General features: G+C 38.1%; 13 protein-coding genes. 10 read left to right on the plus strand and 3 right to left on the minus strand.

Annotated features, from left to right (window positions below):
* Nucleotides 1–2: 2 nt before the first annotated feature.
* Nucleotides 3–686 (minus strand): response regulator transcription factor, encoded by a 684-nt coding sequence (locus LZP85_RS00235; protein ID WP_025907586.1) that lies wholly within the window; start codon nt 684–686, stop codon nt 3–5.
* A gap of 177 nt (nt 687–863) precedes the next feature.
* On the opposite strand from LZP85_RS00235, the gene LZP85_RS00240 reads away from it, so the two are divergent.
* The 4 genes from LZP85_RS00240 (at nt 864) to LZP85_RS00255 (ending at nt 2,996) form a co-directional block, all read left to right on the plus strand.
* Nucleotides 864–1,028, plus strand: coding sequence for a hypothetical protein (locus tag LZP85_RS00240; protein WP_226639392.1), 165 nt, complete (start codon nt 864–866; stop codon nt 1,026–1,028).
* Between the two features lie 121 nt (nt 1,029–1,149).
* A complete protein-coding gene (locus LZP85_RS00245) occupies nt 1,150–1,344 on the plus strand; it encodes a hypothetical protein (protein WP_206782817.1) in 195 nt (64 codons plus the stop codon).
* A gap of 59 nt (nt 1,345–1,403) precedes the next feature.
* Nucleotides 1,404–1,928, plus strand: a complete 525-nt coding sequence (locus LZP85_RS00250) for a type 1 glutamine amidotransferase domain-containing protein (RefSeq protein ID WP_061786459.1) — start codon at nt 1,404–1,406, stop codon at nt 1,926–1,928.
* 582 nt (nt 1,929–2,510) lie between these two features.
* Nucleotides 2,511–2,996 carry a DinB family protein gene (locus LZP85_RS00255; RefSeq protein ID WP_078990427.1) on the plus strand — a complete coding sequence of 162 codons (486 nt, stop codon included), beginning with the start codon at nt 2,511–2,513 and terminating at the stop codon, nt 2,994–2,996.
* Between the two features lie 307 nt (nt 2,997–3,303).
* On the opposite strand, the gene LZP85_RS00260 is transcribed toward LZP85_RS00255, so the two are convergent.
* Nucleotides 3,304–4,053, minus strand: coding sequence for a lipase family protein (locus LZP85_RS00260; protein ID WP_025907583.1), 750 nt, complete (start codon nt 4,051–4,053; stop codon nt 3,304–3,306).
* Between the two features lie 294 nt (nt 4,054–4,347).
* On the opposite strand from LZP85_RS00260, the gene LZP85_RS00265 reads away from it, so the two are divergent.
* The 6 genes from LZP85_RS00265 to LZP85_RS00290 all read left to right on the plus strand — a co-directional run bounded on the left by LZP85_RS00265 (nt 4,348) and on the right by LZP85_RS00290 (nt 12,059).
* Entirely contained in the window at nt 4,348–5,802 is a 1,455-nt protein-coding gene (locus LZP85_RS00265) for an alanine/glycine:cation symporter family protein (protein WP_119544162.1), read from the plus strand.
* Between the two features lie 103 nt (nt 5,803–5,905).
* The gene (locus LZP85_RS00270; RefSeq protein ID WP_062687007.1) at nt 5,906–7,066 is read left to right on the plus strand and encodes a M20 family metallopeptidase; all 1,161 of its coding nucleotides are present in this window, start codon (nt 5,906–5,908) and stop codon (nt 7,064–7,066) included.
* Nucleotides 7,067–7,222: 156 nt separating this feature from the next.
* Nucleotides 7,223–8,191, plus strand: coding sequence for a magnesium/cobalt transporter CorA (gene corA, locus LZP85_RS00275; RefSeq protein ID WP_025907577.1), 969 nt, complete (start codon nt 7,223–7,225; stop codon nt 8,189–8,191).
* Nucleotides 8,192–8,274: 83 nt separating this feature from the next.
* Nucleotides 8,275–9,882 (plus strand): DcuS/MalK family sensor histidine kinase, encoded by a 1,608-nt coding sequence (gene dcuS, locus LZP85_RS00280; RefSeq protein WP_224840356.1) that lies wholly within the window; start codon nt 8,275–8,277, stop codon nt 9,880–9,882.
* The gene (locus tag LZP85_RS00285; protein ID WP_206782818.1) at nt 9,875–10,588 is read left to right on the plus strand and encodes a response regulator; all 714 of its coding nucleotides are present in this window, start codon (nt 9,875–9,877) and stop codon (nt 10,586–10,588) included. The genes dcuS and LZP85_RS00285 overlap by 8 nt, the downstream gene beginning before the upstream one ends.
* Nucleotides 10,589–10,763: 175 nt before the next feature.
* Nucleotides 10,764–12,059 carry an ATP-binding protein gene (locus LZP85_RS00290; RefSeq protein ID WP_061785857.1) on the plus strand — a complete coding sequence of 432 codons (1,296 nt, stop codon included), beginning with the start codon at nt 10,764–10,766 and terminating at the stop codon, nt 12,057–12,059.
* A 55-nt stretch (nt 12,060–12,114) separates the two neighbouring features.
* Here LZP85_RS00290 and LZP85_RS00295 read toward each other — a convergent pair whose 3' ends face one another.
* A complete protein-coding gene (locus LZP85_RS00295) occupies nt 12,115–13,326 on the minus strand; it encodes a DUF418 domain-containing protein (RefSeq protein WP_206833768.1) in 1,212 nt (403 codons plus the stop codon).
* Nucleotides 13,327–13,414 lie beyond the last annotated feature (88 nt).

Here is a 13,414-nt window from a genome sequence, read left to right on the forward strand (position 1 = left end):
ATTTATTCCTTTAACATGTAGCCAACGCCACGTACAGTATGAAGGTAAGGAGTTGAATAAGGTGCATCAAGCTTTTTGCGAAGATAGCGAATGTATACATCTACTACGTTTGTATCTCCGTAGTAATCAAATCCCCACACATTTGTCAGAAGTTGTTCCCGACTAAGAACTTGATTTTGATTCTTTAATAAGTAAATAAGCAAATCAAATTCTCTTGGTGTCAGTTCAATTGTATTTTTTTCTCTTGTGACCATCCGCGTTTTTTCATCAACGGTTAAGTCGCCAATTTGAAGGAGTGGGTTTTCTTCAATAGCAGTAGACTGGTTGCGAAGCCAAACGCGAATGCGGGCAAGTAGCTCTTCAATTTCAAATGGCTTCGTCATATAATCGTTTGCCCCTAAATCAAGTCCGCTAATTTTATCAGGAAGTGAATCGCGAGCTGTTAACAAAATCACTGGTGTAAGCTGGTTGGTAGATCGAATTCTTCTCAATACTTCAAGACCACTTAATCCTGGAAGCATGACGTCAAGAATGAGTAAATCAAATTGTTGACTCTGAAATAGCGATAGCCCTTCTGTGCCAGTATGAGCAGTAGCAGTTTCGTATCCCTCGTATTCCAGCTCAAGTTGAATAAGCCTTGCAATTTTCTTTTCGTCTTCAATTATTAAAATCTTTCCTTTGCTCACGGTAAACCTCCTCAAAAACAGTTTGTAATTGCGTACATTATAGCATGAAAAGAAGCCGCAAGTTGTTTTTAATGAAATAGTAATAGATTTTCAAATAAAGGTTGATTTATATATAATATTAATGAATGATAATTAATTTAATTATATATTTATTCATTTTGTGCAGGAGGGTTTTTTATGGAACATATGGGTTGGATTTCATTAATACCAGCTGTTATAGCTGTTGTTCTTGCACTTATTAGTAAAAATGTTATTTTATCTTTATTCATGGGTGCTTTGTCAAGAATTGTTATTTTACAAAAAAGGTGCACCGATTGGATCTGTTCAAATATTCATTGGTGATTACTTATTCGTTCAGCTAACGGATAGTTATAACGCCGGAGTGTTGGTGTTACTTGTGTTTATCGGCTGATTTGTAGCGCTTGTAGAGAAATCTGGAGGAGCAGGTGCGTTTGCAGAAAAGGTGATACATGTTTTAAACACGCGTGTGAAGATCCAAGTGTCAGCTTGGCTAGGAGGCATTTTAATATTCTTCTCAGATCTTGGCACACCTTTAATTGTTGGCCCCGTTTTTGAAAAGGTATTTGATAAGATGAAGATTTCACGTGAGAAGCTTGCTTGGATTATTGATTCTACGTCGGGTACACTTTCACACTAAAAGCTTACATTTTCAAGGGGGAATCGGAACATGCTATACTGAAAAGTGGAGGTGTCGAGATGCGTTTAGAAAATAAAAAAGTAATTGCGCTTGTAAGCGAAGACTTTGAAGATTTAGAGTTATGGTATCCTGTCATGCGACTTCGTGAAGAAGGAGCTGAGGTGCATTTAGTTGGTGAAAAGGCTAAGGAAACGTATAAAGGAAAATACGGAGTGCCCGCTGTATCAGACTATGCGTTTTCCGATGTGAAAGCAAGCGATTATGATGCTATTTTAGTGCCAGGAGGATGGGCGCCAGATAAACTGCGTCGCTATCCAGAAGTTATTGAAATGGTTCAATATATGGACGAGCACAAAAAGCCAATTGGCCAAATTTGCCACGCCGGCTGGGTACTGATCTCAGCGAAGATTTTAAATGGCCGTAACGTCACAAGTACACCTGGTATTAAAGATGACATGGAGAATGCTGGCGCTATCTGGCATGACGAAGCCGTTGTGGTTGATGGCCACATTATCTCAAGCCGTCGTCCACCAGATTTACCGCCTTATGCAAAAGCATTCGCAGACGTTTTGGCAGAGCAATAAGAAGTAAGTGAAAACACATATCTCGTTGGGGTATGTGTTTTCTATTACAGACTGGAAACTATTTAGTAAAATGAAAAAAGCGAGCAAGGAAATCCCTGCTCGCTTTTTTAGCTTTCATATTAAGTAACTTGCCTCTCTGCAAGTGTAAAAACAAATTCATATTATGATTAAACCCATACTAATAAGGATTTAAATTTTCACTGCTGTTTTGGACACAATTAGCATTGATTGTGTCTGCTCATATGGATTTATCCATTGCCGCGGTTCATCAATTCCACACGATCGTTTAACCTAAACGACGCAAGCCCTACCTCTCTTGCATCCTTACGGCTCCGAAGCCGATCCAGTGTGAGTAAGTTGTTTTTAAAAACATGTGTAGAATGCCAGTATTTTTACCTTGCATTTTACAATACATCCTCTCAAGTTACTTCTTTTTGAAGTTAGAATTATAATTTTACGCAATATCATCGTGGAAGTCAATAGTGTTTTGGTGTTTTTTTAAATCTTTTTATGGGAAAGGATACTATTTTTCGAACAAAATAATATTTGGTACGATAAAAAAGAACACAAAGGAGTGATGTTATGAATACAAATCAAGCTTTTCGTGAAGATGTATTAGAAGCCGTTTCAGATTTGTCGTATGAAGAGTTGAATCAAAAGATATCAGATGACAAATGGACTATTATGCAAGTGTTGGAACATCTCTACCTAATGGAAGAAATGATTGTGGCTCGCGTTTGGCACCAGTTGCAAAATGGAGAGGACAAGCCAGCAGAAAAGAAGCCGTTTCATTTAACGACGGATCGCTCTCGTAAAGTACCTGCACCTCCACAGGTTATTCCTTCAGAAGAAAAGCGAACGTTAGAGGAAATGAAGATGAAGCTCGCAGCATCGCGCACGAAGTTAGAAGATGTGACTAAACGTGTAGAGACAGAAGAACTACAGAAAAAATCGTTTCCTCATCCAATCTTTGGTGATATGGACTTGGCTCAGTGGATTGAGTTTATAGGCTATCATGAAAAAAGACATCTTTTACAAATTGAAGAATTAAAAGCAGAAATGAACTAAAGAGGCTGGAACATAAGTATTTCAGTCAATAATCTATCCGAGCTATTAAGAGTTAACTACTCTTTTATAGTTCGGATTTTTTGTTGATTGGGAAATCAATTCTAGAGAACTAGTGGAATGGAGCGTAAGGCACGGGACTCCTGCGGGAAATAGAGGAAAGACTGAGACCCCGCGAGCGAAGCAAGGAGGCTCAGATTCCTCCCCGCGGAAAGCGAGTGTCTGTAGCGCAATGGAACGAACTGGTTATTATAACCTAAACACTTTAGATAAGGCATATTTCTCCAAATTAAAAAGAAACAGTTTCTTTTTAATTTGGAGAAAGAATGGGATAGTCAGACATCGTCCAGATACCCACGCTATAGGTTTTAGGACTATGGTTTTCTACCGTGCTTCCACCTTGAATCGTAAACAACAGTTTTAAAGGGTCATCTGCATAGTACATTGTTTCTTTTGTATACGGGTTATAAAATACCTTAGGAGGAAGTTTTGGTACGACATCTGTTGTATTAATAAACGATCGGCTCTGCGGTACTAAGCTTGTATACGTACGAACAAAGTTTGAATCTCCCACCCGTGGTGATGCGTAGTTATACATGGTGACGCTTGGGAAATTTGTGTTGGTTGCAACATCAAGAGCATGTAGCGTAGCGAGGGCAGCTCCAAGGCTATGTCCCGTAATATAAAGAGGCTTGGCAGGTAAGGTAGTGTACGTGGCCAGCAGCTCATCGCGACATGATTCATAAATGTTTAAAAATCCTTCATGAACAAGTCCAGCATTTTGTGTATAAGGGTAAGGACGCTGGTGAATTTGAGCATCCGCAATCCAATTCGCTTCCGATTGAGTTCCTCGAAATGCAATTACTATGGCATTATCGGATTCTAGAATAAACCCAAACCACTCTTTTTTCCCCAGGACAGATGCTTGAAATGCTTTAATGAATTGATACCCTTTTGGAACCTCGAACGTGCCTGCTTGCTGATACTGTTGATAGCTCAGTACGCACATATAAAGAAGGTCCAAAGCAAGCGGTCGATAAAACAAAGGTTCAATCTTCATATTTAAGCCCACTTTCTCTAACAAACGTTTTTATCTCAAACTATGAAAAAATGAGATTTTGGTGCTTGTTTCCTTTAGAGAATTGGCAAGAAAATAAAAATATGCGTAAGGTTACAAAAAAATGATACCGCTTTCTTTTTATGAAAGATAGTTATAAAATCTATAAAAACTATTTATTTTTGTGCAAAATAACTAAATTTAAAATAAATAATCAAAGTTATATTGTTAAAATAAACAATATAACTTATAATTTTAAAAAAACAGAAAATTAGTAAGTTATAAGGGGGATTTTTATTGGAGCAGTTTGTTGCAAGCTTAAATAACGTACTATGGAGTACACCGGTTATCTATAGCTGTCTTGCGATTGGGCTTTTGTTTTCCATTCTCACTCGCTTTTTACAGGTTAGGCATCTAAAAGAAATGGTTAAGCTCATGTTTCAAGGAAAGAGTTCAAAAGCAGGGGTATCATCTTTCCAAGCGCTTGCATTAGCATTATCTGGGCGCGTAGGTACAGGTAACATTGCAGGGGTAGCAACGGCCATTACGTTCGGTGGACCGGGCGCGGTGTTCTGGATGTGGGCAGTAGCTTTCATTGGTGCTTCAAGTGCGTTTATCGAATCAACACTGGCACAAATCTATAAGGTAAAGCAAGATGGCCAATATCGAGGAGGCCCGGCTTACTATATTGAAAAAGGAACTGGAATGAAATGGTATGGTGTTATTTTTGCGATTGCAGCACTAGTAGCTATGAGCATTTTGATGCCAGGAGTGCAATCTAACTCTATCGCAGCAGGTTTAGACAATGCATTTAACGTTAGCCCAACAGTAACAGCTATCGGCTTAATTATTTTATTAGCTGGAATCATCTTTGGTGGGGTTAAGCGTATCGCAGGAGTAGCTCAAATTATCGTGCCATTTATGGCTTTGGCTTATATCGCACTTTCTTTAGTTATTATTGCAATTAATATTACTGAATTACCCGCGGTTCTTGCTTTAATTTTTAAGAGTGCTTTTGCATTAGAATCAGCTTTTGGTGGGATTGTTGGTTTGGCTGTTTCATGGGGAGTTAAGCGTGGGATTTATTCCAACGAAGCAGGGCAAGGAACAGGCCCTCACGCGGCAGCTGCAGCAGAGGTATCTCACCCAGTGAAACAAGGTCTTGTTCAAGCATTTTCTGTTTATATCGATACATTACTAGTTTGTTCAGCAACAGCGTTTATGATTTTATTTACGGGGATGTATAACACACAATCACCGGATGGCGCATTTATCGTTTCAAATTTAGAAGGTGTAGAAGCAGGTCCTGGATATACGCAGGCAGCAATTGATTCCTTTATTCCTGGATTTGGAGCTGGGTTTGTAGCGATTGCGCTCTTCTTCTTCGCATTTACAACGATTATGGCGTACTACTATATCGCTGAAACAAACATTGCATATTTAACAAGAGGCAAAAACGGTAAGTGGGCTATGTTTGTATTAAAGCTTGTGTTGTTAGGTGCAACATTCTACGGAGCAGTTAAAACAGCCGATATTGCTTGGGCTCTTGGCGACGCAGGTCTAGGAATCATGGTATGGCTGAACTTAATAGCTATTTTGATTTTGGCAAAACCAGCGCTTGTGGCGTTAAAAGACTATGAAGCTCAGAAAAAGCAAGGGTTAGATCCGGTATTTGATCCAGTGAAGCTAGGTATTAAAAACGCAGACTACTGGGAAACAGAATATAAAAAAGATGAAAATCAAGTTTCATAATTTCAAGCTCACTTTTTCAATCTTTGAAAAAGTGAGCTTTTTTCATTAGAATGACATGTATAATAGTGTGTATTAATGAAGCTAAAGGAAAGAGGAATACGTTATGAAAGAAACAATTATTTCAACCATCGATGAGCTGCAGCAAACGTTTTATGATATTAGTCAATATATTGGAAACAACCCAGAGCTTGGCCATGAAGAAGTAAAAGCTTGTACAGCGCTTACAAATGAGTTAGCTAAGCATAATTTTGAGGTGGAAATAGGGACGTGTGATTTAGCTACTGCTTTTACGGCTGTGTATGATAGTCATAAGCCAGGTCCTTCGATTGGCTTTATGGCAGAGTATGATGCGCTACCGGGGCTAGGGCATGCTTGTGGCCATAACTTAATTGGCACAATGGCCATTGCAGCAGCGATTGGATTGAGCAAAGTTTTGAGTGAGACAGGCGGTAAAGTATACGTATACGGGACGCCTGCAGAAGAAACAACGGGTGGTAAAGTAACGATGGCGGAGGCGGGTGTTTTTAACCATCTAGACGCAGCCATGATGGTTCATCCATATTATTGCCACCAAAAAAGCGGTAGATCACTGGCGATGGATGCTATTCAATTCGAATTTTTTGGGAAATCAGCACACGCAGCAGCAGCACCTCATGAAGGAATTAATGCGTTAGATGCAGTTATTCAAACATTTAACGGGATCAATGCTCTTCGTCAGCATGTGAAACCAGATGTCAGAATCCATGGTGTTATCCCTGAAGGAGGCAAGGCTGCTAATATTGTACCTGACTATGCGACAGCGCAGTTCTATGTGCGAGCATCTAACCGAAAGTATGTTAATGCGGTAACAGAGCGAGTAAAAGCTTGTGCACAAGGTGCAGCTTTATCCACAGGAGCACGACTTGAAATTTCAAACTATGAATTTTCATATGATGATATGGTGACAAATGAAGTTTTATCAACAGCTTATACACAAAATCTACAGCTGCTAGGCGTGCCAGCTGAAGAAATTTTTGAGGACCAAGGTGATCACGGTTCATTAGATATGGGAAATGTTAGCCAAGTGGTGCCATCAATTCATCCATATATTAAAATATGTAACGAGTATTTTGTCTGTCATACGCATGAATTTAGAGAAGCGGCTCTCAGTCCACAGGGACAAGAAGCGCTTATTCTAGGGGCAAAGACAATGGCATTAACAGGATATGATTTGCTAACAAAAGAAGAGCTCTTGCAAAAAGTAAAAGATGAATTCTCTAAATGATGTCATGTAATAAAGTGGTACCAATTGATTGGTACCACTTTTTTGATTTCAGTATCTGGAAGGTGTTAGCATGTTTGAATGCAATAAAAACAGGGTAATATCAGTATTGAAGATAAAAGACAGTAATGTTCACAAAGAACTAATAGAGGTTTTCGTATGATTAAAATTTTAGCAAAAACAAAAGAAGAACTTTTGACCAACTTAACAATTGACGAGCTACAGGCTCATCCGTCAATTGATTGGTACTGGATTGACTTTTATAACCCAACAGAACAAGAGCAGAAAGCCCTTGAAGAGAAATTTGATTTTCATCCACTTGCCGTCGAGGATTGTTTAACCCAAGGTCAAAGGGCGAAATTCGAAATTTATGATGAACACTATTTTTTAGTATATTATGCGCTGCATAAAGAAGAGTTAGAAAACTTAGAAGTGTCGGCGTTTATTGGAGATAACTTTGTTGTTACGTATCATGTCGATAAGTTAAAAAGCGTAGCTAGAGTGGCAAATCTTGTCGAGAAAGACCCAAACATCGTAGAGAATGATCCGTGGGAAATTATTTATGAGCTGCTTGATCATACAGTTGATGAATACTTTCCAACACTTTACCAATTAGAAGATCAAATTGATGATATTGAAGACAATGCAAAAAATGAAACAATGGATGAACTAATGAGAAATCTATATGATATTCGAAGCGATTTATCGCGAATGCGTAGAATTTTAAATCCAATGCGTGATTTAATTTACCGTATTATGTCCACAAATGCATTAAAAGAAAAGGAACAGGTGCGTTATTTTAATGATATCTATGATCACCTGTTAAATATGATCGAAATCATGAATGCTAGTCGAGATTTATCAAATGATATTCGAGAAAGCTTTATGTCGATTAACTCGGACAGAATGAATTCCATTATGTTTACACTGACGCTGATGTCAGCTATCTTCCTTCCTCTTACATTTATCGCAGGTTTATATGGAATGAATTTCTCCTATATGCCAGAGCTAGCTGGTAAATATAATTACTTTATTGTACTCGGGATTATGATTGGACTTGTAGGCGTTATGGTTTTTGCTTTTTACAAAATGGGATGGTTTAAATATCGAAAAGGTCCTAAGTTATAAATATCAATTTGATGGCAAAAGTCTTATCCACATGTGGATAAGGCTTTTTTGGTGTACTATAAAAAGAGAAAGGATTGATGCGAATGGTCAAAGGGCTAAGAATGACGCTGCGATCAGTCATCATTTTACTTGTATGTATCGTTGTTTTAATGTCATTATTATTAACCGATTTATTAGTCAGTAACTCAACTGAGGAAAATGTTCGTAATCAAAAAGCTGAGAAAGCGACAGATGTGGCTAAAATTGTCGCAAACTCCAGTGAGGTAAGAAGAGGCTTAGCAGAAGAAAATTCAGAAGATATTCAAGCATATACTAATTCCATTCAAAAAGAGCTAGGTGTATTATTTATTGTGGTCATGAACATGGACGGAATTCGTCAATCTCATCCCAACGAAGCTAAAATTGGAAAACACTTTGAAGGTGGGGATGAAAGAAGAGTCCTAAAAGGTGAACGGTATACGTCGGTTGCAAAAGGGACGTTAGATGAATCACTAAGAGCATTTGTACCTGTTTATAATGAGCGTAATGAACAAATTGGTGCGGTAGCTGTAGGGATTTCACTGGTTCAGGTCGAGCAAGCTGTTCAGGAAGGTCATCGACGCATTTTAATTGGGTCTCTTTTCGGATTATTAGTTGGGATTATCGGTGCTGTCCTATTGGCAACCTACATTAAGCGAACGTTATTTGGTTTAGAGCCATCAAACATTGCCAAAATTCTTGAAGAAAGAAGCATGATGTTGCAGTCAGTGCGAGAAGGTGTTCTTGCTATTGATAAGGAAGGAACGATTACTCTAGCGAATAAATCAGCTGTGCGATTATTTAAAAAAGCGGGCTTATCGAGCCGGCCAATCGGTTTAAAGATTGCTGACTATATGCCGGGTTCACGCTTGGAAGAAGTATTGTCAACAGGCGAATCGCATTATGACGAAGAGCAGGTAGTGAATGGTATTTCCATCGTTGTAAACCGTGTACCGCTGCTTGTAGATGGTGAAGCTGTAGGAGCTTTATCAACGTTTCGTGATAAAACGGAAGTGAATGTGTTAGCTGAGCAGCTTACAGGTGTGAAAACGTATGTTGAAGCACTTCGTGCTCAATCTCATGAGTTTATGAATAAGCTACATGTTATTTTAGGAATGGTGCAAATGGGGTATCATGATGAACTGTCAAAATACATCCATGAACTCGTTGATCACAGGTACGGAGAAGTGAATTCCGTAACGAAACAAATAAAGGATTTAGCGTTAGCCGGCTTTTTAATGGGAAAAATGAGCTACGCTAGAGAAGAACAAGTGCAGTTAAGCATGAACGTTATTAATCAAATTCCAGAGCCTCAAGATTCACAGCTTACGCATCATCTTATTACCATCATTGGTAATTTAGTGGATAACGGAATTGATGCGGTTAAAGATAATAAAAAATCGAAAAAAGTAAGCGTGGTATTAAAGTATGAAAACGAGCGTTTGCTAATTGAGATTTCAGATAATGGCTACGGAATGTCATCGGATAAGCTCACTCGCATATTTGAAAAAGGTTTTTCAACAAAAGGTTCTAATCGAGGCTTTGGTTTATATTTAGTGAAACAAAGCATTGATGCCTTACAAGGTGAGCTAATGATTGATTCATTTGTTAATAGCGGAACAACATTTTCAATAAACCTTACATATAAAGGAAGGATAGAGCAACATGATTAACATTTTAATTGTAGAAGACGATCCAATGGTGGCGCAATTTAATCAAAAATATGTTGAAGATATCGATGGATTTTCGGTAGCGGGCATCGCTCATTCCGTGAAGGATGCACTCAGTCAATTAGAAGAAGTGCACGTTGACTTGATTTTGCTTGATATTTTTATGCCGGGGCAAAATGGATTAGAACTGTTAACATATATTCGCCAAGAGCAGAAAGAAGTAGACGTTATTGCTATAACGGCTGCTTCTGATATGAAAACGATTCAACAAGTGTTGCGAAATGGCGCAATTGAATATTTAATTAAGCCGTTTACGTTCAGCCGCTTTCAACAAGCATTAGTAACATATAAAAATAAGTTCTATACAATGAAATCTCAGTCTAGGATGAACCAACAGGAAGTGGACGAGTTGTTTACTTCACATAGTTCGGATGAAATCGAATCAGAAACGCTACCAAAAGGGCTTACGACGGGTACTCTTGAAGTTGTGATTCAGAAAATAGAAGAAATGAATGGGGAGGCTTTCTCAACGGATGATATCGCTGAGAAATCAGGTATTTCTAGAGTATCCGTTCGCAAATATTTAAAGTTTTTGACCGATATCGGTGTTCTTGGAGAACGAATGACGTATGGAACGATTGGTCGCCCTGTTTATGCGTACATTTATAATGAGAAGCAAAAGCATGTATTAAGTAATTACCTATCATAGGAGTCAACGAGCCGCTGCCTGACATTTTCACTTTGCGAGTATATTTTTATAAAAAAACAGGTGTTTTTTTAGTTGCAAACGTTTAACATAAAGGGTAAAGAAGTGGATTTAATTGAAGATAAATTACTTTTTTACCCTGATATCATAAACTATAAAAATAATAGGTGGATAAACATTGATAAAAGATGCTCGTAAAGCAGCACTGAAAATTGCAGTGATGTACATTATAACGGGAGCCGTATGGATTCTTATTTCTGATAAGTTATCTCGTATTCTTGCTCAAGATAAGTTTGAATTATATATCTTTTTTCAACAGTATAAAGGCTGGTTCTTCATGTTGGCGACAGGTATTATTCTATACGGGTTAGTCTATCGTCGTGCATATTATTTGCTTCAATCACAGGATGAATTATCAAAAAAGGATTATGAACTTCTAACTAGCCATGAACATTATCAATCGTTATTTCAGCATAACCCGGATGCAGTATTTGAGATTAGTAAAGAAGGTCAAGTTCTCTCTACTAACCCTGAAGGTGAAAAAATAACGGGTTATTCAAGATTACAGCTAAAAGGAATGAAGACCTCAGAATTAATCGCTGATGATGATCAAAGCCTTTGTCATGAACATTTTCGTAATGTTTTAAAAGGCAAAAGCGCTAAATATGAATTAAAGATTGTGAACCAACAAGGTCAAGTTCGATTATTAAGAAGCTCATTATTACCAATTATCGTCAACGGCCAAGTAGTCGGCGTATTTATGATTGCTAGAGATATTACGAACTATCGTCGAGATGAAGAGCTTATGATTGCTTCTGAGAAAATGTCTGTAATTGGCCAGCTAGCAGCTGCCGTTGCCCATGAGGTAAGAAATCCGCTGACTTCATTAAAGGGATTTGTACAAGTGATGCAGGCCACAAAGCAAGTGGATGATCGTTACTTAGACATCATGATGGCTGAAATTGACCGAATTAATTTAATTTCTAGTGAAATGCTGATTTTAGGTAAAAAACAGCATGTAGCTTTTGAAGTAACTAACTTAAATGAAGTATTGAAGCAAGTGTTAATCTTAATGGAAGCGCAAGCAAATTTCAATAATATTTCTCTCGTTGCTCATTATGATTCAAAGCGGGACCTGTACGTTATGTCAGATCCTAATCAGTTGAAGCAGGTATTCATTAATATTATTAAAAATAGTATCGAAGCAATAATTAATCAAGGTGAGATTATTGTAACGTTAGCTGAAGAAGAAGGTAGTGCCGTTATTCAGTTTCGGGATACGGGAATTGGCATGAGTGAAGAGAGAATTGAACAAGTTGGCACACCTTTTTATTCAACAAAAGAAGCAGGTACAGGATTGGGACTAGCCGTTTGTTTTAAAATTATCGAGCGTCATCAAGGTCAGATTGAGTTTGAAAGTGAAAAGGGAAAAGGAACATTGGTAACGGTGTCAATGCCTTTAGCTAGTGAGTAGAACATGTAAGGAACCCGCCTTTATGAAGGAGGGTTCTTTTTCATTAGTTAATCGATTAAATCACAGACTGTTTACTATCATCTATGAATGTTTTCTTCTTCATTTTTGCTTTGCCACTCCATGATAAATTCGTCCACATACGAAGCAGCTGTTCTACAGGACCGACTTTAAACTTACGTAAATAAAGCAAGCTGGAAACGAGCTGAATGAAATAGATTGTCGTACATAGTGCAATACCTTTAATCATGCCAAATGTTCCGAATTGTCCTAGGCCATATCCATAAAAAATAGTGGTGCAGATAACCGTTTGGAACAAGTAGTTGCTTAGTGAAAGGCGGCCAACGCTTTCAAAAGCCTTCATCAGAGTGGATTGCTCAAGCTTGCAGTAAAGCCACGCAAACCCAAACATATACCCGAGCGATAGCAAATTTAAGCCAAAAGCACTTGGAATGCCTGCCCAGCTAGCATCTGGCCATATATGCGCAGTAGCTTTAAAAAGTAAGCTAATAGGGATTAAAATGACAGCCAAGCGTCCATAACGCTTTTGGTGTAGTGCCGGAGCGCGAAACCAATCTTTCTTTCCTGCATACATACCGAGTAGGAATAAAGGGGCTGTAGCAAAGGGAGCTAATAGAAAGACTAATGCCAGTTTGGTTCCTTCAATATTTAACGGGTCATCTGCGTTATTGCGATAATCGCTAATTTCTGCATACGTTCCAGAACCATAGGTAGAAATAGATTCTTTTACGTAAGTTGTTAAATCATCTTTATCCATTAAAAATTCAGTTGTTTCATTCAGCGATCCATAACTTGATGCGCCAACTAAAAGAAATAAAAGCGCAGACCATATTAGCAGCGTTTTTGGCTTGCGATTTAAAAAGAAAAATAATAAAAAGAAGCCAATCATACCGTAAAAAGCAAGAATGTCACCTTCCCAAAGGAAGATTCCATGGCACATACCCATTGCAAAAAGTAAGCTAAAACGTCGAGAGAAGTGACGTTTCACGCCCAGCTGTTTTCGCTCTAAACTCTCTTTCATTTTCACCATTGAATAGCCGAATAAAAAAGTGAAAATCGGCATGAAGCTTCCTTCTACAGCTATTTTTAAAAAGTAATAGCCGCCCATGTCACTTCCTGGTAAAGAAAATAAGTGAATAGCATCTTTTCCATAAATGCCGTACTGGAAAATGAGCATATTGGCGAGTAAGATGCCAAATAAACTAAATCCTCTCATGCTATCGATTAGCGTCACACGGTTTGTGTTCATATCAAAAGCCCCTTTTCTGTTAATCTATGTATTCTCAGTATATGGAGGCATATTTTCAAGAACGTAAACGCCAGATTATCATTTCATT

The organism is Priestia flexa (genome assembly GCF_021441905.1).
GTDB classification, from domain to species: domain Bacteria; phylum Bacillota; class Bacilli; order Bacillales; family Bacillaceae_H; genus Priestia; species Priestia flexa.

What these genes read in the sequence shown, in the direction of transcription:
- corA (WP_025907577.1), top strand. Translation starts at nt 7,223, where the DNA reads ATGATTAAAATTTTAGCAAAAACAAAAGAAGAACTTTTGACCAACTTA.
- LZP85_RS00260 (WP_025907583.1), bottom strand. Translation starts at nt 4,053, where the DNA reads ATGAAGATTGAACCTTTGTTTTATCGACCGCTTGCTTTGGACCTTCTT.
- LZP85_RS00285 (WP_206782818.1), top strand. Translation starts at nt 9,875, where the DNA reads ATGATTAACATTTTAATTGTAGAAGACGATCCAATGGTGGCGCAATTT.
- LZP85_RS00250 (WP_061786459.1), top strand. Translation starts at nt 1,404, where the DNA reads ATGCGTTTAGAAAATAAAAAAGTAATTGCGCTTGTAAGCGAAGACTTT.
- LZP85_RS00255 (WP_078990427.1), top strand. Translation starts at nt 2,511, where the DNA reads ATGAATACAAATCAAGCTTTTCGTGAAGATGTATTAGAAGCCGTTTCA.
- LZP85_RS00240 (WP_226639392.1), top strand. Translation starts at nt 864, where the DNA reads ATGGAACATATGGGTTGGATTTCATTAATACCAGCTGTTATAGCTGTT.
- dcuS (WP_224840356.1), top strand. Translation starts at nt 8,275, where the DNA reads ATGGTCAAAGGGCTAAGAATGACGCTGCGATCAGTCATCATTTTACTT.
- LZP85_RS00295 (WP_206833768.1), bottom strand. Translation starts at nt 13,326, where the DNA reads ATGAACACAAACCGTGTGACGCTAATCGATAGCATGAGAGGATTTAGT.
- LZP85_RS00270 (WP_062687007.1), top strand. Translation starts at nt 5,906, where the DNA reads ATGAAAGAAACAATTATTTCAACCATCGATGAGCTGCAGCAAACGTTT.